Source organism: Ruegeria halocynthiae (assembly GCF_000743705.1).
Taxonomy (GTDB): domain Bacteria; phylum Pseudomonadota; class Alphaproteobacteria; order Rhodobacterales; family Rhodobacteraceae; genus Ruegeria; species Ruegeria halocynthiae_B.
Map to the genome: position 1 here is coordinate 548,214 of NZ_JQEZ01000001.1, position 25,238 is coordinate 573,451.

A 25,238-nucleotide genomic window follows, 5' to 3' on the forward strand; every position below is an offset into this window, starting at 1 on the left:
GCCCTATCGTCCTTGTTTTGGCTGTGCGCACGACGTAACACCTCTAGTAACTAGAGGTTCAAGGGGGCAAACCAAAAATGTACTCAATCGGAGAGTTATCCCGCCGAACCGGCACCAAAGTTCCCACAATCCGGTTCTACGAAGACAAGGGCCTGCTGCCGAAACCGCAGCGAACCGAGGGAAACCAGCGCAGGTATGACGACGTCGCCCTGAAACGATTGCGGTTCATTCGCCATGGCCGAGACCTTGGATTACCACTCAGCGACGTCGAAGCCTTGTTGTCGTTGGAAGGTGCCCAGGGACCCGATCTGAACCGCGCGCATGACATTGCCGAGCGCCAACTGGTTGATCTGCGAGAGCGGATCACTCAGCTGCGCAAGCTTGAGGCCGAGCTGACCCGCATCACTGCTGCCTGCGATGGTAAGCACGACCATGTTTGCGCTGTGCTGCACGCATTTAGCGACCACAGCGCATGTCTGGGGCCGCACAACGCAATTAAATAACGATCAGGCCAGCGCCGCTTTGATCTTTTCTGCATGTTCGGCAATCAGTTCGAAATCACCCATGGTGCCGGGTGCACGCACGGCGACACCATCGTGACGCGGCAGAATGTGAAAGTGCAGGTGAAAAACCTCCTGCCCGCCCGCGGCCTCGTTGAACTGCTGCACTGTGACCCCATCGGCGTCAAAGGCCGTAACCACCGCTTTCGCCAACTTCTGAGCCGTTCCAATCACAGCGGTTAGCTGCTGGGGCGAGGCGTCCAACAGATTTCTACACGGCGTTTTGGGGATCACCAACAAGTGCCCGTCCGCGCGCGGCATAATATCCATGAAGGCCAGCGTTTCGTCATCCTCATACACCCGGGTCGACGGGATTTCCCCGCGCAGGATTTTGGCAAAGATGTTGTCGGGGTCATAGGCAGTCATGTCAGTTCTCCGGTATTCGGTGCTGACCCCAGTTCTGCGGCGCACCTTGTTGAGGGTCAAGCCGTGAAATCATCAGTTTGCGCGCCCCTTGAAATCCAGTGGCCAATACCCAGATCACGGGCGTTACCGGTCGAAATTTCGCGGGTTACCCTCCTGCCCGCGACAATTAATCTTGATCCAGATCAAACTCGACCATTGAAGGTGCCCTCTGTGCAATCTAAAACCAGCAGGAATCCCGCGCGTTGGAGAGGTCCGACTGCGCGGCGCAGTTGCAACAGGAGGCACCTATAATGGCAGACGCAGCCATTCATGGTCACGACCATGAAGACGAGCGCAGCTTTTTCCAGCGCTGGTTCATGTCGACCAATCACAAGGACATCGGGATACTTTACCTGGTCGTCTCGGCACTTGCCGGTCTGATTTCGGTTCTGATGACCGTTGTCATGCGGATCGAATTGATGGAGCCAGGGGTGCAGCACATGTGCCTGGAAGGGTTCCGTCTGTTCGGCAGCGGCGCCGAGCTTTGCACCCCGAACGGACACCTGTGGAACGTCATGATCACCTACCACGGTGTTCTGATGATGTTCTTCGTCGTCATCCCCGCCCTGTTCGGCGGATTTGGCAACTATTTCATGCCGTTGCAGATCGGCGCGCCGGATATGGCGTTCCCGCGGATGAACAACCTGTCCTTCTGGCTGTACGTCGCCGGTACCTCGCTGGGTGTGGCTTCGCTGCTATCCCCGGGCGGGAATGACCAGCTTGGATCAGGCGTGGGCTGGGTTCTGTACCCGCCGCTGTCCACGACCGAGGGCGGCATGTCCATGGATCTTGCGATCTTTGCCGTGCACGTATCGGGCGCCTCCTCGATCCTGGGCGCAATCAACATGATCACCACCTTCCTGAACATGCGTGCCCCGGGCATGACCCTGTTCAAGGTGCCGCTGTTCAGCTGGTCGATCTTCGTCACCTCGTGGCTGATTCTTCTGTCCTTGCCGGTTTTGGCGGGTGCGATCACCATGTTGCTGATGGACCGCAACTTTGGCTTCACCTTCTTTGACCCGGCCGGTGGCGGCGATCCGATCCTGTATCAGCACATCCTGTGGTTCTTCGGTCACCCCGAAGTGTACATTGTGATCCTGCCCGGTTTCGGCATCATCAGCCACGTCATCGCGACCTTCTCGCGCAAGCCGATCTTCGGTTACCTGCCGATGGTCTGGGCGATTATTGCGATTGGTGTTTTGGGCTTTGTCGTGTGGGCGCACCACATGTACACCGTTGGCCTGTCGCTGCGTCAGCAGGCATATTTCATGCTGGCTACGATGGTCATCGCAGTGCCCACAGGGGTTAAGGTCTTTTCGTGGATCGCGACCATGTGGGGCGGCTCGATCGAGTTCAAGACGCCGATGTTGTTTGCCTTCGGCTTCCTGTTCCTGTTCACCGTTGGCGGTGTGACCGGTGTGGTTCTGTCGCAGGCCGGTATCGACCGCGCCTATCACGACACCTACTATGTTGTGGCTCACTTCCACTATGTGATGAGCTTGGGTGCTGTCTTTGCCATCTTTGCCGGTATGTACTTCTACTTCGGCAAGATGACGGGCCGCCACTACTCCGAGTTCTGGGGCAAGGTTCATTTCTGGCTGTTCTTCATCGGCGCCAACCTGACCTTCTTCCCGCAGCACTTCCTGGGCCGTCAGGGTATGCCGCGCCGCTATATCGACTACCCCGAAGCTTTCGCCCAGTGGAACTATGTTTCGTCGATCGGCGCGTTCGTCTCTTTCGCCTCGTTCCTGCTGTTCTTCGGTATCGTGTTCTACGCCCTGTTCCGTGGTCCGAAAGTGACCGAGAACAACTATTGGAACGAATACGCGGATACGCTGGAATGGACCCTGCCCTCGCCGCCGCCTGAACACACGTTCGAGCAGCTGCCAAAGCAGGAAGACTGGGACAAAGGCCACGCCCACTGATCCCGCCAAACCCAAAGAAAACCCCGCCCAATCGGCGGGGTTTTTTCGTTGCAGGACAGGCTTTCGGTCAAAAAGTCGCCAGAGCCGCCAAAATCGGCTATCCTGTCACAGGCTACACATCCGGCAACCCGGGGGTTTCACATGCCTGAAATTGATTTTTGGTATTCCATTGGCAGCACTTACAGTTTCCTGACCGTCATGCGATTGGACGACTGGTGCGATGAACACGGCGTTGCGGTCACGTGGCGACCGTTCAACGTACGCAGTGTGATGTCGGACCAACAGAACATTCCATTCGCAGGCAAACCAGAGAAATCCGCGTATATGTGGCGGGACATCGAGAGACGCGCAGCCAAATATCACATTCACGCCCGATTGCCCGCGCCCTACCCGATCTCGGACATAGCGCTGGCCAATCAGGTCGCTTTGCTGGGCATGGGTGAAGGCTGGGGCAAGAACTTCACCCTGGCGCTCTATCGTATCTGGTTCGAGGAAAATGTCGAAGCCGGCAGCGAGACCGCCATCACCGAAGCGCTGCACAGATGCCAGCAAGACCCACGTCTGGTACTGGCCCGGGCCCGCAGCCCGGACACAATAGCCGCGCTTGAGATCGAAACCGAACAGGCCGCAAAACTGGGGGTGTTCGGAGCGCCCAGCCTTGTCGTGCGCGGCGAGGTTTTCTGGGGGGACGACCGGCTGGATGACGCACTGTCATGGGTACGCGTCGGCCACGTGGCGTAATCACCCCCCCCTTCGACACGCGACAGCATTGCGCTAGTTTTCAGCCATGCCTTACAGATGGAATCAAACCTCGGACACTGAACAAGAGCTGCGCCTGTGGCCACACAACTCGTTGCCGCCACGTGGGGCGATAATCGTGATCCTGTCGGTGTTCCTGTTCGGTCTGATCCCGCTGCTGGCGATGTTGGGCTCGGTCATTCTGTGGGGGCTGCTGCCCTTCCTTCTGCTGACCGTTCTGGGCCTGTGGCTGGCGATTCAAACCAACTACCGTGCCCGCAATGTACTAGAGGTTTTGACCCTGACCGGTACGCAGGCCCGCCTTGTGCATCACGATCCGCGCAGGGGACGGCAGGAATGGATCTGCAACCGGTATTGGGCCCGCCCCGAAATTCACGAACACGGTGGACCGGTTCCAAACTATGTGACCCTGACCGGAGACGGGCGCAAAGTTGAAATTGGTGCGTTTCTATCCGAGGATGAACGGATCGCCCTGTTCGACGATCTCACAAAAAAACTGCGCGGACAGGCCGCGCAGTGATTGGGTGTTTCAGGATCAAAGACCCTCAGCAGCCGTTTGCGGCCCCGCAAAGCTGATCCTTGACCATAGGGCCGACTTTTCCGAAATCCATCTGGCCGGTGTAACGGGTCTTCAGCTCACCCATCACTTTGCCCATGTCGCGGATCGACCCTGCGCCGGTGGCGGTGATCGCGGTTTGAATGGCCTTTGATACTTCGTCCTCGTCCAGTTGCTTGGGCAGGAACTCTTCGATGACCTCAACTTCGCGCAGTTCGCGCTCGGCCAGATCCAGCCGTCCGCCTTCTTCATAGGCGCGCGCACTTTCCTTGCGCTGTTTGGTCATTTTTCCAAGGATTTCAAGAACCTCGGCATCGCCGCAGCCGGATGCTTCTTCGTTGCCCGACGCGCGTGTGGCGATATCGCGGTCTTTGATTGCGGCATTGATCAACCGCAGCGTCGACAGACGCTCGGCATTTTTGTCTTTCATTGCTTGCTTCAGGGCTGAGTTAACCCGTGATCGCATATCCATATGTTCTGTCCATCCCCATGGAAAAGGAACCCCGACCATATCGAAACAAAAAGCGTGATACAACAGGGGTCGAATGCTGCTAAGTTATTGATTTTCCACAATAGCCCAAAAATTGAACAGACTTGACCCGGCGCAATAACCCCCTTAGGTATGCGCCGGTTTACCCAGCAGGAGAGTCGCGCCATGGCCCAGAACGCCACGTCCAAGCCCACCGCATGTCTGGCATTGGCCGACGGAACTTTGTTCTACGGGATGGGTTTCGGCGCCACCGGCCAAACCGTGGCCGAGTTGTGCTTTAACACAGCCATGACCGGCTATCAGGAGATCATGACCGATCCCTCTTATGCAGGGCAGATCGTGACCTTTACCTTCCCCCATATCGGCAATGTCGGCGTGAACCCCGAAGATGACGAAACCGGTGATCCGGTTGCGGCCGGTATGGTGGTCAAATGGGACCCGACCGAGCCCTCTAACTGGCGTTCGACGGATGAGCTGAAAACGTGGCTTGCCAGCCGCGGTCGCATCGCCATCGGCGGAGTGGACACACGCCGCCTGACCCGCGCCATCCGTCAGCAGGGCGCACCACATGTAGCCTTGGCGCATGACCCTGATGGCAACTTCGACATCGAAGCACTGGTTGCCGCCGCGCGTGCTTTTGCCGGACTGGAAGGCATGGATCTGGCCAAAGAGGTCACCTGCGCCCAAAGCTATCGCTGGGATGAGATGCGGTGGGCCTGGCCGGACGGTTACGCCCGTCAGCAGGCCCCCGCGCATAAGGTTGTTGCCTTGGATTTCGGCGCCAAACGCAACATCCTGCGCTGTCTGGCCTCAGCCGGGTGCGACGTGACCGTGCTGCCCGCGACCGCCACAGCGGCCGAGGTGCTGGCCCATAATCCCGACGGTGTCTTCCTGTCGAACGGTCCCGGCGATCCGGCCGCCACGGGCGAATACGCCGTTCCGATGATCAAAGAGGTTCTGGACACCACCAACCTGCCCGTCTTTGGCATCTGCCTCGGCCACCAGATGCTGGCGCTGGCCTTGGGCGGTCAGACCGTCAAGATGAACCACGGCCACCATGGCGCGAACCACCCGGTCAAAGATCTGGAAACGGGCAAGGTGGAAATCACCTCGATGAACCACGGGTTTGCTGTTGACGCGCAATCCCTGCCGGATGGTGTCGTGGAAACCCATCGCTCACTGTTTGACGGTTCAAACTGCGGCATCCGCATCGCGGATCGCCCGGTCTATTCCGTGCAACACCACCCCGAGGCGTCGCCCGGACCTCAGGACAGTTTTTACCTGTTTGAACGCTTTGCCGACGCGATGGCCGATAGGAAAGCGCGCGCTTAACGCCCGGTTCGTACAGTGTTAACCGGCTGTTAACCCTAATTGAGCAACCCTGACGCCAAGTAAACGCGTCAGGGTTGTTTCTTTATGGTCGAACTGAACCTGCAGAATTTCGCGCGCGCCGCGCCGATTCATACGCAGGAACGAAAGCCGTTGGGCGCGTGCCTGATTGATCGCGGCCTGATCACGACCGCGCAACTGGACGATGCGCTGCGCCTGCAATCGTGGCAAAAGGCCCCCTTGGGCGAGATTTTGGTGGGCGAAGGCCGGATCAGCCAGCAAGACGTCCTGAGCGCGCTTTCAGAACAATCCGGGCTACAAATCGCTGACCTGTGCGGCTCGTCCCCATCTTATGATCTGTGCAGTCTCAAACCGGTTGATTTCTGGCTGGCACATAACGTCATCCCATGGATGCGCGTTGGCCCAATCTTGCTGGTCGCAACGGCGCGGCCTGACCTTTTCCCGGCGGTTCGCACCGGGATGGAGGATGTGGGATACACCGTTGCCCCTGTTCTTGCCACCACGGACCAGATTGACGAGACGATTGCCCAAGTGTTTTCCAATCCGTTGGCCGAACGCGCCGAGACACGCGTGGACAACGATCACAGCTGCCGATCCTGGACACCCAGATCGCGAATTGGACCGGCCGTCGCGCTGATCGCTCTGGCCACCCTGAGTATAGCTTTTCCAATTGGCGGTCTGACAGTTCTGATAGGCGCTGCGGTGGCGTCACTGGTGATGTTCATGATCCTGCGTCTGGCTGGTCTGTTCGCCTATCTGTGGCAAACGGCAACCTCCCAACCCAAGACCTCCGCGCCTGCTCCCTCGCAGACCTTGCCATGTGTATCCATCATGGTGCCCCTGTACAAAGAAAGGGAAATTGCGGATGCCTTGATCCAGCGGTTGACGCGGCTGACCTATCCAAAGGCGCTGCTGGATATCATTCTGGTGTTGGAAGAAACCGACGAAGTCACGCGTTCGACAGTGGCCGAAATTGATTTGCCAAGCTGGATCAGAACTGTCGAAGTGCCCGACCTGAACGGCCTGACGACCAAACCCCGCGCGATGAATTACGCGCTGGATTTCTGCCGGGGCGATATCCTAGGGGTCTGGGATGCCGAGGATGCACCGCAACCGGATCAAATCAGCCGCGTTGTCCAGCAATTTGCGCAGGCCGACGACAAGGTTGTCTGCCTGCAAGGTGTTCTCGATTACTACAATCCCCGCACCAACTGGCGGTCGCGCTGCTTTACGATTGAATACAACAGCTGGTTCCGAGTTGTCCTTCAGGGCGTCGCGCGGCTGGGGCTTGTGGTTCCATTAGGGGGAACCACCTTCTTTTTTCGCCGGGACAAGCTGCTGGAATTGGGCGGGTGGGACGCGCATAACGTTACCGAGGACGCCGATCTTGGGGTTCGGCTGAGCCGCGCGGGATATCGGACCGAAATGGTCGATACGACCACCTTTGAAGAGGCGAATTTTCGAGCCTGGCCCTGGGTGAGGCAGCGTTCGCGCTGGCTCAAGGGGTTCATGGTTACCTATCTGGTGCACATGCGGGCACCATTGCGCCTGATGGCGGATCTGGGCCTCCTTCGTTTTCTTGGGATGCAGGCGTTTTTCCTGGGAACGCTCGGGCAATTCCTGCTGGCCCCGGTGCTTTGGATGTTCTGGCTTTCGACCTTCGGCTTTCCCAACGCGTTGGATCGGGTCATTTCCAACGAGACGACGATCACGCTGATCTACCTGTTCATCGCGGCAGAGGCCTTAAGCGCCGCGGTCGGTATCCTTGCGGTTTGCGCCCGTGAACGTCGGTTCCTTTTGCCATGGGTGCCGACGATGCCCCTATACTTTCCATTGGGCGTTCTGGCCGCCTACAAAGCGTTGTGGGAGCTGGTGATCGACCCCTTCTTCTGGGACAAGACCCAACACGGTCAGGCCAGCGAAGAAATCCAACCGGCGTGATGCTTACTTTTCACGTCGGACGGCATCCTGTTTCAACCGCGTCATGAACGCGACCGAGATATGTTCTTTGAGAGCACGCGCCGCCGCCTCTTCGTCACGGGCGGCAATCGCCTCGACAATGCCTTTATGTTCGCTTTGGGCGATCTCGCCCCGCCCCTGAACCGCCAGCGACGTGGTTGCCATCAACGCCATGGTCCGATGCACAAGGTTCAGCTGCTGCACCAGATACCGGTTGTGCGAGGCCAGATGGATCTGCTCGTGAAAACGGCGGTTGGCGCGTGACAGGGCCGTCGGATCATCTACCAGCGCATCGTCGGCGGCGACCATGTCCTGCAGCACTTTGATCTCTTCTTCGGTGGCGTGTTTGGCGGCCAGCTTCGCGGCCAGCCCCTCTAATTCGCGGCGTACGACATACAGTTCGGCCATCTGGTTGTGATCCAGCGACGCCACGATCAGCGACCGCCCATCGCGTTCCAGCAAAGACTGCGTTTCAAGCCGTTGCAGCGCCTCGCGGATGGGTGTGCGTGACACACCGAACCGTTCCGCCAGCTCACTTTCGACCAGACGATCGCCGGGCCTGTAAACGCCCACATCAATCGCTTCGAGAATCAGGCTGTAGGCGTCTTTGTTGGACTGTCGGGATTGGGCCATTGGGTCTTTTGTCTCCTCGTTCGGACATGTCTATCCGTCCCTTGCCCCTTCAATCAAGTGCGGCATTGAAAACCACACCACATCATCCTAAACCCAAGCCATGGTCAAACCTGCCTTTGCACACGTCACCCAATGGGTGTTCGACCTCGACAACACGCTGTACCCGCCGCATATGCGCCTGTTCGATCAGATCGAGGTGCTGATGACGGATTACGTGGTGCAGGCCATCGGCGTTGACCGGGCCGAGGCGGATCGCCTCCGCTCGCTATACTGGCGGCAATATGGCACCACGCTGGCCGGGCTGATGGCCGAGCATGATCTGGACCCCGATCCCTATCTGCACGCGGTCCATCAGGTGGACCTGCGCCACATGGACCCCGACGCCCAGTTGGCAGACCACATCCGGTCGCTACCCGGTCGCCGCATCGTCTATACCAACGGCAGTGCGCCCTATGCGGAACGGGTTCTTGAGGCGCGCGGTCTCAGCGGTCTGTTTGATGCGATCTATGGGGTCGAACATGCCGGATATCTGCCCAAGCCCGAAAAAGCCGCGTTTCAGGCGATCTTTGACCGGGATGGAATTGACCCATCCAAGGCCGCCATGTTCGAGGATGACCCCCGTAATCTGGCTGCCCCGCATGAGATGGGGATGCGCACCGTCCACGTTGCGCCCGAGCCGCATGACGCCCGCCATATTCACCACCACACCGACGATCTGACCGCGTTTCTGGGCCGCCTGCGATAGGCTGACGCACTGCGACGATCTGCACATTATGCAGTCGCAGCATCATCCTTATATGCGCTGCAGCGATGAACAGAACCGGAGACCCCCATGAGCGCAATCGAGATGCCCAGGCGCCTGCCCATCTGGCAGCGCCTGTTGTTTGCAATTCCCCTGTTTGGCTGGTTGGCCCGTGACGCTGCCAACGGCGAGGCCGAAGACTGGGGCTATACCGCCGCCGCGATTTTCAGCATGTGGGGATGTTCGATCCTGCTGTTTGGCCTGCCGGGCCTGTATATCCCGGCCGTCATGATGGTGCCGGTGATGTTCCTGATCCTTATCCTGATCTCACGCGGCTGACACAGCGGGACAGGATGTCACTTGGCATGTGCCGTGGAACCGATCTAGGGTCCGCCCGAGAATTCTGAGAGCAAGGCCATGACAGACAGCTGTGACATCCTGATTTCCGGCGGTGGAATCGCCGGGCTTACCGCTGCGGCGGCCTTTGGATCGGCCGGGTTCGACGTGATCTGCGTCGATCCCACCCCGCCCATCACCCAGCGTGATGTGGACGGATCGGACCTGCGGACCACTGCCTTTCTGCAACCGGCGCGCGGGCTGCTGGACCAATGTGGATTATGGCAGAGGCTGGATGATTACGCGGCCCCCTTGCAGATCATGCGGATCGTGGATGCAGGCGGCGATGTGCCCGAACCGCGTGTGGTGCGCGATTTCAATGCCGCCGACATCTCGGATCAGCCCTTTGGCTGGAACCTCCCTAACTGGCTGTTGCGCCGCGAGATGGTGGCACGCCTGTCCGAACTGCCCAATGTCGATTTCCGCCCCGGCACCGGCACTCTCAGCCTGTTCACGCGCACTGCCGAGGCCCGCGTGGGTCTGAGCGATGGCAGCCGCATTCGCTGCAAACTGGTGATCGCCGCAGACGGGCGGAATTCCCCCATGCGCGAGGCCGCAGGGATCAACATACGCACCAAACGCTACGGCCAGAAGGCGCTGGCCTTCGCCGTCACCCACCCGATCCCGCATGACAACGTCTCGACCGAGATTCACCGCTCGGGCGGGCCGTTTACACTGGTCCCCCTGCCCGACTGGCAGGGTCAGCCTTCGTCAGCGGTTGTCTGGATGGAACGTGGTCCGCGTGCGGTTGAACTGCTGAACACAGACCCCGAGGCATTCGAGGATAGGATGACCGAACGTTCCTGCGGGTTGTTCGGGCCGCTCAAGCTGGCCTCGCGCCGGACGATCTGGCCGATCATCACACAGGCCGCTGAACGCTTGTCGGGCGAACGGATCGCCTTGATGGCCGAGGCCGCACATGTTGTCCCCCCCATCGGCGCGCAGGGGTTGAACATGTCGTTGGGTGATTTGAGCAGCCTGCTGGACTTGGCCCAGGCCCGTCCCGAAGGGTTGGGTGACAGGCAGATGCTGGACGCCTATCACAAAGCCCGCCACGCCGAGATCGAGATGCGCGTCAAAGGGATCGACCTGCTGAACCGCGCCTCGATGATCGAGGCGCGCCCCTTGCGGGATGCGCGGGCGATGGGGCTGAATGCGCTGTATTCCATGCCGCCCGTGCGCAAGACATTGATGCAGATGGGCCTCGGCGTACGCTGAGGCCCTGCGTTCACAGAACCTGATCCAGCACGCGTTTCAACCGCGTGATCGTGCCCTCGACGTCATACAGTTTATCCAACCCGAACAAGCCCAGACGGAAGGTGCTGAAACCTTCGGGTTCATCGCACTGTAACGGCACACCTGCTGCGATCTGCATACCCAAAGCGGCGAATTTCTTACCGTTCTGAATGTCGGGATCCGAAGTATAGCTGACCACAACCCCCGGCGCGCCAAACCCGTCAGCTGCCACGGACACCACACCTTTGTCCCGCAACATCGCCCGTACCCCGTCGCCCAAGGCCCATTGCGCCGCACGCAGCTTTTCAAAGCCATATTCGCGGGTTTCAACCATCGTGTCACGGAAGGCGCGCAGCGCATCTGTTGGCATCGTCGCATGATAGGCATGTCCGCCATTTTCATAGGCCTGCATGATCTGGCGCCATTTCTTGAGATCGACCGAGAAACTGTCCGATGACGTCTCCGCCAACCGCGCCTCGGCCCGTTCCGACAGCATCACCAGCCCGGCGCAGGGTGACGCGCTCCACCCTTTCTGCGGGGCCGAGATCAGGACATCCACCCCAGTGGCCTTCATATCGACCCAGGCACAGCCGGACGCAATACAATCCAACACCATCAGCGCGCCAACCTCATGCGCCGCCGAGGCCATCGCGTTCAGGTAATCATCAGGCAGGATGACGCCCGAGGATGTTTCGACATGCGGGGCGAAAACGACGTCCGGGCGCTGGTCGCGAATGGCTGCGACGACCTCATCAATCGCGGCCGGCACAAAGGGGGACGGGCTGAAATTGCCCGTCTGACGCGCCTTGAACACAGTGGCCGAGGCCGTCAGCCCCCCGGATTCGATGATCTGGCTCCAACGGTAGGAAAACCACCCGTTGCGCACGACCAACACATTGGCGTTGCGTGCAAACTGGCGGGCAACGGCCTCCATCCCATAGGTGCCGCCACCGGGAATCACCGCGACGCCATCCGCATTGTAGACCTCGCGCAGCAGATCAGAGATATCACGCATAACCTGCTGAAACTGCGCAGACATATGATTCAATGACCGATCCGTAAAAACGACCGAGAATTCTTCGAGCCCGTTAGGGTCAATTGTATCCAGAAGCGCCGGCATGACATGTCCTTTCCCTGTGTCCTCAGAATTACTGCAGCCTGGGACCACATTGGTAAAGCCCCTTCGCGTGCCACCAGTTGACCCGACGGAACCCAAAATCCAAATGCAATATTTACTGGCGGGCGGTTCAATCGACCAATAAATGACGCCAAACAGTGTCAGCAGCCCTTTACACCCTGACGTGTTTCTGACCACATGCATACACTTTGTAGAAGAAAAGGTTTTTTCCAACGTGACTGCGCAAAAGCGGACCAGTTTTCAAGTTGTACGCGACGAAGTAAAACGACGGATCGAAAGCCGTATCTGGCCACAGGGCTCCCTGTTGCCGACGGAAACACAGCTGGCCGAAGAATTCAATTGCGCCCGCGCGACCGTGAACCGCGCCCTGCGAGAGCTTTCCGACCAGGGATTTGTTGAACGGAAAAGAAAAAGCGGCACACGGGTCAAGAAAGAACCCAGCAAGCACGCAAAAATTGAATTTTCGCTGACACGCCAAACGGTTGAACGCCAAAATTCAATCTATCGTTATTCACTGGTGGAACGGAATATCGTCTCAAGCCCGGGTTGGCTTGCCTCGCAGCTTAGCGTTTCATCCGATGCCCGTGTGATGCATGTCATTTGCATGCACTATGCCGATAACCGTCCTTTTCAACTGGAAGAACGCTGGATCAACATCCAAGCGGTGCCCGACGTGGAACACGCCGACCTCAACGCTCATGGCCCGCATGAATGGCTGTTGCAGGCGGCCCCCTTTACCGAGGCCGAGATCGCCTTTTGCGCGATTTCCGCCGATGGGCGGCTAGCCGAATTCATGGGCACAACGGCCGGGGCGTCGATGATCCAGCTTGAGCGTACGACCTGGAAGGATGGCGAACCGATGGCTTTTGCGCGGATGACGCATCACCCCGGATATTGCATTCGCACGAAATATTGATCTGTCCTAGCCAATGGGTCCTGGTAAGCGTTCTTCGCTGAGCAAAACATTGGCTTCGACATCCCCCGCCCCCGGCAAAGTCATGATCCGCCGTCGCAGGACACGTTCGAAATCAGACAGATCGCGGGCCACGACACGCAAACGGTAGTCATACAGCCCCAGCACATGTTCGACCGTCTGAACCTCGGGGATGGCGCTGACGGCGCGCTCAAAATCCTCAAGGCTGATCTGCCCTTTCCGGGCCAGTTTGACCCCCAGAAATACGGTCACGCCGAACCCAAGAACCTCGGCGTTCAGACGCAGACGACGACCCTTGATGACGCCGGTGTCCTGCAACCGGCGTATGCGTCGCCAGGTTGCCGGTTGCGACAGTCCCAGAATGCGCCCCAGCGCCCCAGCGCTTTGGGTGGCATCCTGCGCCAAGGCCCGCAGGATTTTGCGGTCGATCTCATCCAGCTCGGTCATAGGGGCAGGACCTCGTCACTTTTGACGCGCGCGATATGCATCAACGCCTCGATGTCCGCAATATGCGGCAGGGTCAGAATGCGGTCGCGGTAAAGTTGTTGATAGTGCGACATGTCCCTGGCCAACACGGACAGGCGAACGTCCACACGGCCTAGAAAGGTTTGCAGCTCGATCACCTCGGGAACCTGTCGCGCCGCTGCAGTGAATTCGTCAAAGGCGCGTGGCTGTGTCTTGTCCAATGTCACGCGCAACGACACCTCGACCGCATATCCCAAGGCGGCCCAATCGATGATGGCCTCTTGCCCCTGAATGATACCGGATTCCTGCATTTTCTCGATCCGGCGCCAACAGACGCTTGAACTGATCCGGCACAGCTCGGCCAACTCAGATGTCGACAGGCTGGGATCGGCCTGAAAATGACGCAGGATTCGCCGGTCTATGTCATCAAGCATGATTTATCCGGATTTTGGAAAAGTCACGAATGAATACTCTGGGTGGCGGTAAATTTACAAGGGAAATGCCATCGCCATCCTTTGCGGGCCGCAGTAGAACTGCTCGTCAATCGAAACTGAAAGGACCAGCGACATGCGCGTCTATTACGATCGCGATTGCGACATCAACCTGATCAAAGACAAAAAAGTAGCCATCCTGGGCTATGGCAGCCAGGGTCACGCCCACGCGCTGAACCTGCGCGACTCGGGCGCGAAGAACCTTGTCGTTGCTCTGCGCGAAGGCTCGGGCTCTGCCAAGAAAGCCGAAGCCGAAGGTCTTCAGGTCATGGGCATCGCCGAAGCGGCCGCATGGTGCGACGTCATCATGTTCACCATGCCCGACGAACTGCAGGCTGAAACCTATAAGAAATACGTGCATGACAACATCAAGCCGGGCGCAGCCATCGCGTTCGCCCACGGCCTGAACGTCCACTTTGGCCTGATCGAGCCGAAAGAAGGCATCGACGTCATCATGATGGCGCCCAAAGGCCCCGGCCACACCGTGCGCGGCGAATACGTCAAAGGCGGCGGCGTGCCCTGCTTGGTTGCTGTGGACAAAGACGCCACCGGCAAAGCGCTGGAAATTGGCCTGTCCTATTGCTCGGCCATCGGCGGCGGCCGCTCGGGCATCATCGAAACCAACTTCCGCGAAGAATGCGAAACCGACCTGTTCGGCGAGCAGGCGGTTCTGTGCGGCGGTATCGTCGAGCTGATCCGCTGCGGTTTCGAAACTCTGGTCGAAGCAGGTTATGCGCCCGAGATGGCCTATTTCGAGTGTCTGCACGAAACCAAGCTGATCGTTGACCTGATCTATGAAGGCGGCATCGCAAACATGGATTACTCGATCTCGAACACGGCGGAATACGGCCAGTATGTAACCGGCCCGCGCATCCTGCCCTATGAGCAGACCAAGAAGGCGATGAAAGAAAGCCTGGCGGACATTCAAAGCGGCAAATTCGTGCGTGACTTCATGCTGGAAAATGCCGTGGGTCAGCCGACCATCAAGGCTGCGCGCCGCGCCAACGACGAACATCAGATCGAGCAGGTTGGTAAAAAACTGCGCGACATGATGCCGTGGATTTCGGCTGGCAAGCTGGTCGATCAGGAAAAGAACTAAGCCTGACAGGCATGAACGCGGGGGCGGCCACGATGGCCGCCCTTTTTCGTGAGGACCCGAGGCGCGTATGACTCAACAACCAACGTCCCGCGACTGGAGCGGAGTTGTAACCCTGGGCCTGATCTGGGGCGGCACTTTCATGATTGTCGCAATTGCGTTGGAAGGATACGGGCCAATCACGGTCGCCACCGCGCGCACCACGTTGGGTGCCGTGGCATTGCTAGGTCTGATGCAGCTTACCAACCGGAAACTGCCCGGTCGATCCCCCGCACTTTGGTGGGCCATCGCCGTGATCGGGGTTCTGTCATCCGCCCTGCCCTTTGTTCTGCTGAGTTGGGGGCAGCAATATGTGCCCTCTGCCTTTGCAGGCCTGTCGATGGCCGCGATTCCGTTGATGGTACTGCCGTTGGCCCATTTCTTTTCAGACGAGCCGCTGAACACGCGCAGGTTTCTGGGTGTTTCGCTGGGGTTTTCCGGCGCGCTGGTACTGATCGGACCGGGGTTGATGCAATTGGGACAAGGGGCGGAACCATTGGCGCAACTGGCCTGTATCGGGGCGGCGCTGTGTTATTCCTGCGCGTCGATCATCACCCGGCGGTGCCCGCCCATAGACCCCGTCGTTCTGGCCGCATTATCCCTCTTGGTGGGTGCGGTGATCCTGCTGCCGATCATGCTGGTGACCGAAGGCATCCCAAGATGGGAAGGCACACGCCCGGGCCTGGCCATTATTCTTCTGGGCCTTGTGCCGACAGCTTTTGCCACCCTGCTGCGGGTTTCCATCATCCGCAGCGCCGGTTCCGTCTTTATGACCCTGGTCAACTATCAGGTGCCGGTTTGGTCAATGGTTTTCGGCGCGTGGGTTTTGTCCGAAGCCCTGCCATTGCGGTTTTTCCTGGCCTTGGCGATGATCCTGACTGGCCTGGCGATCAGCCAGTGGTTCAGCCTTCGAAAGATGCTGACCGGGCGCTAGCTGGCGACTGCTTCGACCTCGGCCACGATGCCGTCAACAACCTGCATCAACAATGCACCGTCTTCGCATTCTGCCATCACACGGATCAGGGGTTCTGTCCCAGACTTGCGGATCAGCAAGCGCCCCTGCCCGTTCAAACGTGCCTGGGCGTCCGCAATTGCGGCCTGAACGTTGGCGGCCTCAAGCGGCAGTTGCCCGTCTGTGTATCGGACGTTTTTCAACAGCTGCGGAACTGTCTCGAATTGTTTGGACAGCTCGGATGCGCGGCGCTCTGAATGCACCATTTCGGCAAGAAAATGCAAACCGGCCATCAACCCGTCACCAGTGGTGGCATAGTCGCTCATGACGATATGGCCTGATTGTTCGCCGCCCAGATTGAACCCGCCTTCGCGCATCCGCTCAACAACATAACGATCGCCTACAGCCGTTCTTTCAAGACGCAACCCCTGCGCCGCCAGATGGCGTTCCAGCCCAAGATTGGACATCACCGTAGCGACCAGAGCGCCGCCCTTCAGCCGATCCGCCTTGGCCCAGCTTGTGGCCAGCAGCGCCATCAATTGATCACCGTCGGCGACTTGCCCGTTTTCATCAACCATCACGACGCGGTCGGCGTCTCCGTCCAGGCAAATCCCAACGTCAGCACCATGGGCCACGACGGTTTCGGCCGCCAGCTGCGGCTTGGTCGAGCCGCAGTTCAGGTTGATGTTCTTGCCGTTGGGCGCGATCCCCACCGGGATGACCTCGGCCCCCAGTTCCCACAGAACTTCGGGCGCTGTGCGGTGCGCTGCGCCGTTTGCGCAATCGACCACCACTTTCAGCCCATCCAGACGCAGATCGCGGGACAAGGATGATTTGACGCGTTCACCGTACCGGAAACGGGCGTCATCCACCCGGCGGGCGCGCCCGATGTTTTGCGCCTGCGCTGGGTTGACCCCCTCTTCGATCAGGCGCTCGATTTCGATCTCTGCCTGATCGGACAGCTTGTAACCGTCGGGGCCGAAAAACTTGATGCCGTTGTCGTCGGCCGGATTGTGGCTTGCCGAGATCATGACCCCCAGATCCGCACGCATCGAACGCGTCATCAAACCCACAGCGGGCGTCGGCACAGGCCCCAGCAGCAAGACGTTCATCCCGGTCGAGGTCAGCCCCGCCGTCAGCGCGTTTTCCAGCATATAGCCGGACAGGCGCGTGTCCTTGCCGATCACAACCCGATGCACGCTGGACGCATCACGGCGAAAATATCGGCCAACGGCAGCCCCAATGCGCAGGGCCATCTCGGCCGTTATCGGATGCGTATTGGCGGTGCCTCGCACCCCGTCAGTTCCGAACAGCTTGCGCATAGGTGTTACTCCGTAAATTCTTGCCTGCGTCCGGATTACCGGACGGCGGCCCAAAGGCGCAAGGCCTGAGATGTCTCGGCCACGTCATGCACCCGAAGGATTTGCACCCCTTGTGACACTCCGGCCAATGCCACGGCAATCGACCCGGGCGCGCGGGCGTCTTTGCGCGGCTCTTTGCCGATCTGGCCGATAAGACCCTTGCGGGATACGCCCAACAAAATGGGGCACCCCAACCCATGAAACAGGCTGAGGTTTTGCAGAAGGGTCAGATTGTGGTCCTGCGCCTTGCCAAACCCGATGCCCGGGTCAACGATTATCCGGTCGCGGCGCAGCCCCAGATGTTCGAGGTTCGCAATCTGCGCATCCAGAAAATCGTAAACGTCCAGCATAACGTCATCATATTGCGGGTCGTCCTGCATCGAGGCCGGGTCGCCCTGCATGTGCATCACACAGACCGGAGCCGCGATTTCGGCGCAAAACGGCGCTAGTTGTGGGTCAAAGGTAAACCCTGAGACGTCGTTGATCAGCCCCGCCCCCGCATTCCACGCAGCCTTGGCCACGCTGCGTTTGCGTGTGTCGATGGATATCAGCGCGTCCGTCTTTGCGCGGATTGCCGCGATAACGGGCTGGGTCCGGGCGATTTCCTCATCCTCAGGAACATAGGATGCACCGGGGCGGGTCGACTCGCCGCCGACATCCAGAATACTGGCCCCATGTGACACCATGTGTTCAGCGGCAATCTGCGCGGCCTCAGCCGAATTATGCACACCGCCGTCCGAGAAACTATCGGGCGTCGTATTGAGGATACCCATGATCTGCGGGCGATCCAAAGACAGCCCCGCGATTGGGGTTCGGGGTTTGGTCAGACGGTCCAGCACCTGACCCGGAATATCGCGCACCGCAACGATGGCCGGTTTGTCGCCACGGGAAATCCGCTCGGCATGGGTGAACCACAGGGCTTGCCCGGCAACAGGCACTGCCCCAACCGGGCGCACTGGGCCATGCTGAACCAGCGGTCGGTAGTATTCGGTCACAGTGTCGCCTGATCCACAGAAATAGCCCGCAGCGGCGTTTTCGGTGCATCCGGCAGCGCGCCGCCGATGACCATCATCTCGCTGGCTTCAAACGTGGCGGCGAACCAGGCCGCTAGTGCAACCGCGTCCGACGGCGCGGCCGAAGGGCCATCAACAGCATCCAGAACGATCTTTGATGGGGCCCAGACGCAAATCTGGCCGTTTTTCATCGCCCAATCCAACTCGGTCCGCGTCGACACCACAACACAGCGATGGTCACGGGCAGCCAGAACCCACGCGTTTTGTTCAATCGCAAGCAGGTCGATCCGGCGCTGGGTCATCGCATGACCGGTCTGCGAAACCGCCGTGTCAGCCGCACCAACACACAGGATCAGCGGGCGTTGACGGCTTTCCAGCTGATCAATCCACCCGGTCAGATTGTCCGATGCAATCGCCTCATTCGACAGGAACACCAATCGCGGATGGGGACGTTCTTCTTCCATCACGTCGTGGTGGGCGTTGCTTTTTCCGCGCACGATCTCGACCCCCAGTGCACCAGGGCCGCGATCCAGTTTTTCTATTCGCACAAAGGCTCTTACAGCCTGAGGCTCAAGCAAGATACGTTCCGCCACACGATCCGCCAGAGTTTCCAGCAAGTTCAGCCGTTCCGCGGCCAGCTCATAAGCGATGGATTCAGTCACGCGATCATAGGACAGAATGCGATCCACATCATCGTCGATCGGGTCGGTCAGAGCGCGCACCTCGACCACGATGTTGAAACAGATACGCTGTGTTGTGCCGCGTTCGGCCTGAAAGGCCCCGATCTCAACCTCGACGATATGGTCGCGCAAAGAAATACGATCCAACGGGCCCCGAGTCGCAGTCGCTTCGGACCGTTCGGACGGGTGCGCGAAAGCAAGGCGGATTTCAGAACTCATACGGCGGACCTTTTCGGGCTTTGTGGACTGATCTGCCCAAATTAGACGATGCGCGGGCGTATAGCACTGCAACAAGCGCCTTTCCAGTCATCGAATGCGGCGTCCGCTGGTGCAAACCCAGCGCCCCACATACAGGGTGGAAATTTGCGTGGAGGGCGAGTTGAAAGCCCCGCGCCGCCGAAACGGCAGCGCGGGCGTCTCTATCAGTTGCTCGCAGTCCGGTAATTGTGCCGGTAGAAAATATGCACGCCGATACGTGCCGTTTCCTTGTAGACACGCGACCAGGACGGGTTCACGGCGTTGGTGTGATAATGGGTGGCCCCTTCGGTCAGGTCCTTGGCAACCCCATCGATGGCGGCACGCGCAACCTTGGACACCCGCTCATAGGCCTTTTTCTCGCGGATCACTTCTTTTTGGCCGTCACAGGTGTACGTGAACTGACACTGGTATTTCTTGCCAGTACCCTGCTTGATCACACCGCACAGCGAGCCCGGAAAGCGTCCACTTTTGACGCGATTCAGGATAACCTCGGCCACTGCGAACTGGCCGCGCACACTTTCACCGCGCGCTTCAAAGTACAGCGCCTCGGCCAGACATTTAAAGTTCTCGTCCCCAGAAGCCACCGGCTGTTGGTCCAGCCAGTCCTTCGAATAGGACATCTTGAGTGGTTCAATCTCCTTGCGGGGCTTGAACAGTTTCAGGTAGTCGCGAAAATTCTGGCCGGGCAATTCGCTCCGCGCAACCAGTTCGCGCTTGGCAGTATCGTTTGCTTCCCTCTCAGCGAAGGACGCACTTGGCAGCATGGTTGCTGCCATCGTGGCAGCAGCCAGTATGTATCTTAGCATCAGATAAACCTCGCACAGGCACATTACGCGCCGTACCCTCCCCCGGCGGGCGCGTCGAGGCTAATACCGAATTCAAATCGGAACGTCCAGTTCTGATGAAAAAGCAAGTGGAAAATTGCCGTAGCGTCAGGAAAAACTGACGACGGCTTCTTTCACTACCCACTAATCCTAGCGGAACAGATAAGTGTCAACCCCCAAGTCTGGACAAAATTGCCAGTTGAGCGGCAGCCAGCCGAGCGACAGGCACCCGGAACGGCGAACACGAAACATAATCGAACCCCAGGTCCCGGCAAATTGCGATTGATTCGGGATTTCCGCCATGTTCACCGCATACTGACAGCGTCACATCAGGTTGCGCCTGCCTGCCCCGTTCGGAGCCGAGCTTTAGCAATTCACCAACACCGTCGGGGTCAAGCACATGGAACGGGTCTTCGACAAAGACGCCCTGACGCACATAGGCCGACATGAACCGGCCCGCATCGTCACGCGACAGCCCATAGGTCATCTGGGTCAGGTCGTTGGTGCCAAAACTCAGGAATGAAGTCTGCGGTGCAATTTCTGCCGCCCGCAGGCAAGCGCGCGGTGTTTCGACCATGACGCCCAGGCGATATTCAAACTCTTCCCCGCGCTCGGCTGCGACCGAGGCAGCGACAGAATCGATGCGCGATTTGACCAGCTCCACTTCGCGTTTTGCCGAAACCAGCGGGATCATCACCTCGGGCACCACGGGGGCGCCGTCCTTGCTGGCCTCAAGCGTCGCCTCAAAGATAGCGCGTGCCTGCATGTCATAGATCTCGGGCACGGTTACGCCCAAACGGACACCGCGCAGACCCAGCATCGGGTTGTATTCGGTCATCGCCGCCACGCGGCGCTCTACGTCCGAGACCGGCAGGTCCAGCGCCTCGGCCAGTTCGCGTTGGCCACTGCGCGTGGTGGGCAGGAATTCGTGCAACGGCGGATCAAACAGACGGATGCAGACGGGCTGACCTTCCATGATCCGGAACAATTGTACGAAATCTTCTCGCTGCATCGGCAGAAGACGTTCCAGAACCGCCGCGCGCCCCGAGGACGTTTGCGCAAAGATCATCTCGCGCATCACGATCAGGCGGCCGGGGTCAAAGAACATATGCTCTGTCCGGCACAGGCCGATCCCCTGCGCCAGGAAATTGCGTGCGGTCTGCGCGTCTGCCGGTGTATCGGCATTGGCGCGGATGGCAATGTCACGCTCGGCATCGGCCCAGCCCATCAGGGTCTGGAAACAATCGTCCAGCGTGGCCTCCAACATCTCAGGTTGCCCGGCCAGCACTTGCCCGGATGTCCCGTCAATCGTCAGCGTGTCACCGGTTTTGAACACACGGCCATCCGCCGCAGTCAGCATCCTTTTCTTGGTCTGGAATCGCATTTCAGACGCGCTAACGATACAAGGCAGTCCCAGACCGCGCCCGATCACCGCGGCGTGGCTGGTCATGCCGCCCTTTTCCGTCAGCACGGCAACCGCGGCATGCATCCCGCGCACATCTTCCGGAGACGTCTCGCGCCGCACCAGAATACAAGGCTCCCCCCGCGCGGCGCTGGCTTGCGCTTCAGCGGCGGTGAACACGATCTTGCCGGTCGCGGCCCCCGGGCTGGCCGCAATACCAGTGGTCAGCACGTCCCGGCGTGCCTCGGGGTGGACCTGCCGGTGTAGCAATTCGTTCAGGGAATGCGGATCGACCCGCATCACAGCATCCGGTGCCGGGATGATCCCGTCCTCGGCCAGGCGTACGGCGATGCGCATTGCGGCCCGCGCGCTGCGCTGCACCCGCACCCCGTCCAGGATATGAACGCGGCCGTTTTCGATGACGAATTCGACCTGCATTTCCTCGCGCAGCTTGACGCGCATCAGCGCGGCATGGGTCTTGAGGTCCTCAAACGCCTCGGGCGCGACGTCTTCCAGCGACTTTCCGCGCGGGTCTTTCTCAAGATACAGTGCGGCCACGCCCTCGCCCAGGGCGTCACGTCCCTGGCTCTGGCTCAGATAACGCCCGGTCAGCTGCGGCAGCCCCGTCGCGGGGTCAATCAGTTGCAACACGCCAGACCCGCATTCGCCCTGCCCGACACCGGGGATCATTTCCTGAACCACCAGTCCCAGCCCTGCATCCGCCGGTGCGCCTTTGGCCTGCCGCAGCAGCCGGGCCGATGTTCCGTCCCACGCACGCGCCATCGACCGCAGAACGGCGATCAACTGCTCGCCACGATCCTGTGGAAAGGCCTCGTCGGTTTCATCCTCATAGGCCCGCAAGGAAATCTGCAATCCTTCTTGGCCATCCGCTTCGATATCGTCGAAAACATCGGCATCCAGCCGCGCCACATGAACTGCATAGCTTTGCACAAAACGCAGATACAGCGCGGCGGCGGCCTCGGCCCCCATCGAATCCGACAAGTCCACATAGCGCGCGTCATTCATACCGATGTTCAGGATTGCGCCGGGACCACCCCAGTCAGGATCTTCAGAGCTGGGCCGAACACACAGCAACGCGGACTGATCAAACTCAGCCAGTACGGCGTCAATATCGGGCACGTGCCCCTTGGCAATCTGTTCGACAGCATCGAAAGACAAGGCAACGGTGCGTGGCACCGGTAATTCCAACCGAACCAGCCGCTGCAGACATTTCGCCCGGCCCCCGTGGGTTTCGGCGGCGACCGGCGCTGTTGCGGTGATTAACGTGGTATGCGGGTTATTCTGCACTGCGGCACCTTTTGGTTTCACCGCAGCATAAGCCCCTGCACCTTTGGCGCAAGGGCGATCTGGTCAGCCTTCGATCTTGCTCAGATCTGCCACACTGGAACACACCTGCCGGATCTGGCTGAGCAGATTCAGACGGTTGCGGCGAATGATATCATTGTCGGTGTTCACCTGAACCTCGTCAAAGAAAGCATCAACCGGCCCACGCAGCGCGGCCATGGTGGTCATGGCAGAGGGGAAATCCTCGGCTTTCAGGGCCGGTGCAATATCTGCCTGCGCCTGACCCAAAGCGGCAAACAGTGCTTTTTCGCTGTCCGTCTCGGCGAATTTCACATCGGCGCCATAGGAGTATTCGACGCCATCCTTTTCCTCGGCCTGGGTCAGGATGTTGTTGGCGCGCTTGAACCCCTGCACAAGATTCTCGCCATCCTCGGTCGCGATCACCGCGTTCAGCGCACGGGCGCGCTTGACCAGCAGGTTGAGGTCGTCATTGCCGTCCATCGCGATGCAGGCGTCGATAATGTCGTGGCGAATTCCCTCGTCGCGCAAGAAAACCTTGAGGCGGTCGTGGAAGAATGAGAGGAGGTCAGCCGGAGCAGCAGATACGATGGCATTGGCCGTTTCAACCTGATGCGCCAATTCATGAACCTGTTTGGCTGCAGCTTCCTCGTCTTCCGCAGAAGATTGTTTTGATTTGGCTTCGAGCAAAGCGGCCTGCCATTCAGGCAGTTTCAGCAAGGACGTGAGGGCAGACGCGAAAGTATCCTTCACCGACAGTCGAAGGTCATTCTCCAACACCAACCGAATAACCCCCAAAGCCGCGCGGCGCAGGGCAAACGGGTCTTTCGACCCGGTGGGTTTCTCGTCAATCGCCCAGAACCCGGTCAGCGTGTCCAGCTTATCTGCCAGCGCCACAGCCACCGACAGCGGCGCGGTCGGCACATCATCTGACGGACCCAGCGGTGAGTAATGTTCCTGTGCCACGACAGCTACGGCGGCGTCCTCACCTGTGGCCTCGATATAATACCTGCCCATAAGGCCCTGAAGTTCGGGGAACTCATAGACCATCTCGGAACTCAGGTCCGCCTTGGCCAGACGCGCGGCCTTTTCGGCCTGATCCGCATCCGCACCTGTGACCGGGGCCAGTTCACGGGCCAGCGCGGCGATGCGGTCGATCCGCTCGGCCTGAGTGCCCAGCTTGTTGTGGAAGGTCACATTCTCCAACGCGCGGGTCCATTGGGCGATGTCCGACTTGGCGGTGCGCAGGTCGTTCTCCCAAAAGAATTTCGCGTCGGCCAAACGCGCCGACAGCACTTTTTGGTTGCCCGCCAGAATGGTCGCGCCATTGTCGGCGGTTTCGCGGTTGGCGACGGTGATGAAGCGTTCAATCCGGCTCGTCCTGGGATTGCGGACCGAGAAGAATTTCTGATGCTCTTTCATCGAGGTCTGAAGCACCTCGGGCGGCAGTTCGAGGAATTCGTCATCAATCTTGCCCATCAGCACCACGGGCCATTCAACCAGACCGGCCACCTCGGCCAGCAGGCCCCTGTCGTCGACCACTTCCAGTCCGGCAGCAAAGGCCATGTTCTGGGCGTCGTTCCAGATGTGTTCGGCGCGGTCGGCGGGGTTCAGCACGACAAAGGCGCGTTTCAGCTTGGCGGCATAGTCGTCAAACGAAGTGACGGAGAACCGGTCCGGTGCCATGAAACGATGGCCCGCCGTTGTGTCGCCGGATTTGATCCCTTCGACTTCAAGCGGCACCACCTGCGCGCCCGTCTCATCGTTGAGGATGCACAGGATCGAATGCAGCGGGCGCACCCAACGCAACGATCCCCTGCCCCAGCGCATCGACTTGGGCCACGGGAAATTGCGGATCGTCGCCTCAAGCACTTCGGCCACGATCTCGGCCGCCGGACGTCCGGTCTTTTCGATGGTCGCAAAATAGACCGCACCCTTGGGCGTCTCACGTTCTTCCAACTGATCGCGGGTCAGGCCGGCACCGCGCAGGAAACCTTCGATGGCTTTGTCGGGCGCGCCAACCTTGGGGCCTTTGCGTTCTTCGCGCACTGTCGGACTTTCGGCCAACAACCCCTCGACCGCCAGCGTCAGGCGGCGTGGCGTGGTCAGGGCGGCGGCCCCGGCATAGGTCAGACCGGCCTCAACCAGACCATCGGTGATCCGCTTTTTCAGATCCTCACCGGCGCGGGCTTGCATACGCGCGGGGATTTCCTCGGAAAACAGTTCAATCAGCAGGTCGGGCATTGTCAGT

24 protein-coding genes are annotated in these 25,238 nt (G+C 59.5%); 12 read left to right on the forward strand and 12 right to left on the reverse strand.

Annotated elements, in window-relative coordinates:
* Positions 1–77: 77 nt before the first annotated feature.
* Positions 78–503 carry a MerR family transcriptional regulator gene (locus JT51_RS02600; RefSeq protein WP_037307453.1) on the forward strand — a complete coding sequence of 142 codons (426 nt, stop codon included), beginning with the start codon at positions 78–80 and terminating at the stop codon, positions 501–503.
* Between the two features lie 3 nt (positions 504–506).
* Here JT51_RS02600 and JT51_RS02605 read toward each other — a convergent pair whose 3' ends face one another.
* Positions 507–926: an HIT family protein gene (locus JT51_RS02605; protein ID WP_037309331.1), complete on the reverse strand. Its 420-nt coding sequence runs from the start codon at positions 924–926 to the stop codon at positions 507–509.
* 290 nt (positions 927–1,216) lie between these two features.
* Between JT51_RS02605 and ctaD the strand changes: the two genes are divergently transcribed.
* The 3 genes from ctaD (at position 1,217) to JT51_RS02620 (ending at position 4,169) form a co-directional block, all read left to right on the forward strand.
* Positions 1,217–2,890: a cytochrome c oxidase subunit I gene (gene ctaD / locus JT51_RS02610; RefSeq protein WP_037307456.1), complete on the forward strand. Its 1,674-nt coding sequence runs from the start codon at positions 1,217–1,219 to the stop codon at positions 2,888–2,890.
* 141 nt (positions 2,891–3,031) lie between these two features.
* Positions 3,032–3,631 (forward strand): 2-hydroxychromene-2-carboxylate isomerase, encoded by a 600-nt coding sequence (locus JT51_RS02615; protein WP_037307460.1) that lies wholly within the window; start codon positions 3,032–3,034, stop codon positions 3,629–3,631.
* 46 nt (positions 3,632–3,677) lie between these two features.
* Positions 3,678–4,169, forward strand: a complete 492-nt coding sequence (locus JT51_RS02620) for a DUF2244 domain-containing protein (RefSeq protein ID WP_037307463.1) — start codon at positions 3,678–3,680, stop codon at positions 4,167–4,169.
* A gap of 25 nt (positions 4,170–4,194) precedes the next feature.
* On the opposite strand, the gene JT51_RS02625 is transcribed toward JT51_RS02620, so the two are convergent.
* Positions 4,195–4,677, reverse strand: coding sequence for a GatB/YqeY domain-containing protein (locus tag JT51_RS02625; protein ID WP_037307465.1), 483 nt, complete (start codon positions 4,675–4,677; stop codon positions 4,195–4,197).
* A gap of 183 nt (positions 4,678–4,860) precedes the next feature.
* On the opposite strand from JT51_RS02625, the gene carA reads away from it, so the two are divergent.
* Both carA and JT51_RS02635 read left to right on the forward strand, forming a co-directional pair.
* Positions 4,861–6,027 carry a glutamine-hydrolyzing carbamoyl-phosphate synthase small subunit gene (gene carA / locus JT51_RS02630; RefSeq protein ID WP_037309334.1) on the forward strand — a complete coding sequence of 389 codons (1,167 nt, stop codon included), beginning with the start codon at positions 4,861–4,863 and terminating at the stop codon, positions 6,025–6,027.
* Between the two features lie 84 nt (positions 6,028–6,111).
* Complete coding sequence (locus JT51_RS02635; RefSeq protein ID WP_037307467.1) at positions 6,112–7,986, forward strand: glycosyltransferase; 1,875 nt, start codon at positions 6,112–6,114, stop codon at positions 7,984–7,986.
* Between the two features lie 3 nt (positions 7,987–7,989).
* Here JT51_RS02635 and JT51_RS02640 read toward each other — a convergent pair whose 3' ends face one another.
* Complete coding sequence (locus JT51_RS02640) at positions 7,990–8,637, reverse strand: GntR family transcriptional regulator (RefSeq protein WP_037307469.1); 648 nt, start codon at positions 8,635–8,637, stop codon at positions 7,990–7,992.
* Between the two features lie 100 nt (positions 8,638–8,737).
* On the opposite strand from JT51_RS02640, the gene JT51_RS02645 reads away from it, so the two are divergent.
* The 3 genes from JT51_RS02645 (at position 8,738) to JT51_RS02655 (ending at position 10,993) form a co-directional block, all read left to right on the forward strand.
* Positions 8,738–9,382, forward strand: coding sequence for a pyrimidine 5'-nucleotidase (locus tag JT51_RS02645; protein ID WP_037307472.1), 645 nt, complete (start codon positions 8,738–8,740; stop codon positions 9,380–9,382).
* An 87-nt stretch (positions 9,383–9,469) separates the two neighbouring features.
* Positions 9,470–9,718, forward strand: a complete 249-nt coding sequence (locus tag JT51_RS02650) for a hypothetical protein (protein WP_037307475.1) — start codon at positions 9,470–9,472, stop codon at positions 9,716–9,718.
* Positions 9,719–9,796: 78 nt separating this feature from the next.
* Positions 9,797–10,993, forward strand: a complete 1,197-nt coding sequence (locus JT51_RS02655; protein ID WP_037307478.1) for a UbiH/UbiF family hydroxylase — start codon at positions 9,797–9,799, stop codon at positions 10,991–10,993.
* Between the two features lie 10 nt (positions 10,994–11,003).
* Here JT51_RS02655 and JT51_RS02660 read toward each other — a convergent pair whose 3' ends face one another.
* Positions 11,004–12,131 carry an aminotransferase class V-fold PLP-dependent enzyme gene (locus JT51_RS02660; RefSeq protein WP_037307481.1) on the reverse strand — a complete coding sequence of 376 codons (1,128 nt, stop codon included), beginning with the start codon at positions 12,129–12,131 and terminating at the stop codon, positions 11,004–11,006.
* A 232-nt stretch (positions 12,132–12,363) separates the two neighbouring features.
* Between JT51_RS02660 and JT51_RS02665 the strand changes: the two genes are divergently transcribed.
* Positions 12,364–13,065, forward strand: a complete 702-nt coding sequence (locus tag JT51_RS02665) for a GntR family transcriptional regulator (protein WP_235216103.1) — start codon at positions 12,364–12,366, stop codon at positions 13,063–13,065.
* 6 nt (positions 13,066–13,071) lie between these two features.
* Here JT51_RS02665 and JT51_RS02670 read toward each other — a convergent pair whose 3' ends face one another.
* Together JT51_RS02670 and JT51_RS02675 are read right to left on the reverse strand one after the other, a co-directional pair.
* Positions 13,072–13,530: an Lrp/AsnC family transcriptional regulator gene (locus tag JT51_RS02670; RefSeq protein WP_037307483.1), complete on the reverse strand. Its 459-nt coding sequence runs from the start codon at positions 13,528–13,530 to the stop codon at positions 13,072–13,074.
* Positions 13,527–13,982: an Lrp/AsnC family transcriptional regulator gene (locus JT51_RS02675; protein WP_037307485.1), complete on the reverse strand. Its 456-nt coding sequence runs from the start codon at positions 13,980–13,982 to the stop codon at positions 13,527–13,529. Before JT51_RS02675 ends, JT51_RS02670 begins: the two co-directional genes overlap by 4 nt.
* 133 nt (positions 13,983–14,115) lie before the next feature.
* Here JT51_RS02675 and ilvC point away from each other — a divergent pair, with 133 nt between their 5' ends.
* Together ilvC and JT51_RS02685 are read left to right on the forward strand one after the other, a co-directional pair.
* Complete coding sequence (gene ilvC, locus JT51_RS02680; protein ID WP_037307487.1) at positions 14,116–15,138, forward strand: ketol-acid reductoisomerase; 1,023 nt, start codon at positions 14,116–14,118, stop codon at positions 15,136–15,138.
* A gap of 67 nt (positions 15,139–15,205) precedes the next feature.
* Positions 15,206–16,108: a DMT family transporter gene (locus tag JT51_RS02685; RefSeq protein WP_037307489.1), complete on the forward strand. Its 903-nt coding sequence runs from the start codon at positions 15,206–15,208 to the stop codon at positions 16,106–16,108.
* On the opposite strand, the gene glmM is transcribed toward JT51_RS02685, so the two are convergent.
* The 6 genes from glmM to glyS form a co-directional block, all read right to left on the reverse strand.
* Complete coding sequence (gene glmM, locus JT51_RS02690; RefSeq protein ID WP_037307492.1) at positions 16,105–17,448, reverse strand: phosphoglucosamine mutase; 1,344 nt, start codon at positions 17,446–17,448, stop codon at positions 16,105–16,107. The two genes, JT51_RS02685 and glmM, sit on opposite strands and share 4 nt — an antisense overlap.
* A 35-nt stretch (positions 17,449–17,483) precedes the next feature.
* Positions 17,484–18,482 (reverse strand): dihydropteroate synthase, encoded by a 999-nt coding sequence (gene folP, locus JT51_RS02695; protein WP_037307495.1) that lies wholly within the window; start codon positions 18,480–18,482, stop codon positions 17,484–17,486.
* The gene (locus tag JT51_RS02700; protein WP_037307498.1) at positions 18,479–19,399 is read right to left on the reverse strand and encodes a dihydroneopterin aldolase; all 921 of its coding nucleotides are present in this window, start codon (positions 19,397–19,399) and stop codon (positions 18,479–18,481) included. Before JT51_RS02700 ends, folP begins: the two co-directional genes overlap by 4 nt.
* A gap of 203 nt (positions 19,400–19,602) precedes the next feature.
* Positions 19,603–20,214, reverse strand: coding sequence for a cell wall hydrolase (locus tag JT51_RS02705; protein WP_081894581.1), 612 nt, complete (start codon positions 20,212–20,214; stop codon positions 19,603–19,605).
* 217 nt (positions 20,215–20,431) lie between these two features.
* Positions 20,432–22,993: a putative PEP-binding protein gene (locus JT51_RS02710; RefSeq protein ID WP_152563284.1), complete on the reverse strand. Its 2,562-nt coding sequence runs from the start codon at positions 22,991–22,993 to the stop codon at positions 20,432–20,434.
* 42 nt (positions 22,994–23,035) lie between these two features.
* Complete coding sequence (gene glyS, locus JT51_RS02715; RefSeq protein ID WP_037307504.1) at positions 23,036–25,231, reverse strand: glycine--tRNA ligase subunit beta; 2,196 nt, start codon at positions 25,229–25,231, stop codon at positions 23,036–23,038.
* Between the last annotated feature and the right edge of the window lie 7 nt (positions 25,232–25,238).

What these genes read in the sequence shown, in the direction of transcription:
- JT51_RS02660 (WP_037307481.1), bottom strand. Translation starts at nt 12,131, where the DNA reads ATGCCGGCGCTTCTGGATACAATTGACCCTAACGGGCTCGAAGAATTC.
- JT51_RS02645 (WP_037307472.1), top strand. Translation starts at nt 8,738, where the DNA reads ATGGTCAAACCTGCCTTTGCACACGTCACCCAATGGGTGTTCGACCTC.
- JT51_RS02620 (WP_037307463.1), top strand. Translation starts at nt 3,678, where the DNA reads ATGCCTTACAGATGGAATCAAACCTCGGACACTGAACAAGAGCTGCGC.
- JT51_RS02675 (WP_037307485.1), bottom strand. Translation starts at nt 13,982, where the DNA reads ATGCTTGATGACATAGACCGGCGAATCCTGCGTCATTTTCAGGCCGAT.
- JT51_RS02635 (WP_037307467.1), top strand. Translation starts at nt 6,112, where the DNA reads ATGGTCGAACTGAACCTGCAGAATTTCGCGCGCGCCGCGCCGATTCAT.
- ctaD (WP_037307456.1), top strand. Translation starts at nt 1,217, where the DNA reads ATGGCAGACGCAGCCATTCATGGTCACGACCATGAAGACGAGCGCAGC.
- JT51_RS02625 (WP_037307465.1), bottom strand. Translation starts at nt 4,677, where the DNA reads ATGGATATGCGATCACGGGTTAACTCAGCCCTGAAGCAAGCAATGAAA.
- JT51_RS02670 (WP_037307483.1), bottom strand. Translation starts at nt 13,530, where the DNA reads ATGACCGAGCTGGATGAGATCGACCGCAAAATCCTGCGGGCCTTGGCG.
- JT51_RS02650 (WP_037307475.1), top strand. Translation starts at nt 9,470, where the DNA reads ATGAGCGCAATCGAGATGCCCAGGCGCCTGCCCATCTGGCAGCGCCTG.
- glyS (WP_037307504.1), bottom strand. Translation starts at nt 25,231, where the DNA reads ATGCCCGACCTGCTGATTGAACTGTTTTCCGAGGAAATCCCCGCGCGT.
- JT51_RS02655 (WP_037307478.1), top strand. Translation starts at nt 9,797, where the DNA reads ATGACAGACAGCTGTGACATCCTGATTTCCGGCGGTGGAATCGCCGGG.
- JT51_RS02685 (WP_037307489.1), top strand. Translation starts at nt 15,206, where the DNA reads ATGACTCAACAACCAACGTCCCGCGACTGGAGCGGAGTTGTAACCCTG.
- JT51_RS02605 (WP_037309331.1), bottom strand. Translation starts at nt 926, where the DNA reads ATGACTGCCTATGACCCCGACAACATCTTTGCCAAAATCCTGCGCGGG.
- carA (WP_037309334.1), top strand. Translation starts at nt 4,861, where the DNA reads ATGGCCCAGAACGCCACGTCCAAGCCCACCGCATGTCTGGCATTGGCC.
- JT51_RS02615 (WP_037307460.1), top strand. Translation starts at nt 3,032, where the DNA reads ATGCCTGAAATTGATTTTTGGTATTCCATTGGCAGCACTTACAGTTTC.
- JT51_RS02705 (WP_081894581.1), bottom strand. Translation starts at nt 20,214, where the DNA reads ATGGCAGCAACCATGCTGCCAAGTGCGTCCTTCGCTGAGAGGGAAGCA.
- JT51_RS02600 (WP_037307453.1), top strand. Translation starts at nt 78, where the DNA reads ATGTACTCAATCGGAGAGTTATCCCGCCGAACCGGCACCAAAGTTCCC.
- glmM (WP_037307492.1), bottom strand. Translation starts at nt 17,448, where the DNA reads ATGCGCAAGCTGTTCGGAACTGACGGGGTGCGAGGCACCGCCAATACG.
- JT51_RS02640 (WP_037307469.1), bottom strand. Translation starts at nt 8,637, where the DNA reads ATGGCCCAATCCCGACAGTCCAACAAAGACGCCTACAGCCTGATTCTC.
- JT51_RS02700 (WP_037307498.1), bottom strand. Translation starts at nt 19,399, where the DNA reads ATGAGTTCTGAAATCCGCCTTGCTTTCGCGCACCCGTCCGAACGGTCC.
- ilvC (WP_037307487.1), top strand. Translation starts at nt 14,116, where the DNA reads ATGCGCGTCTATTACGATCGCGATTGCGACATCAACCTGATCAAAGAC.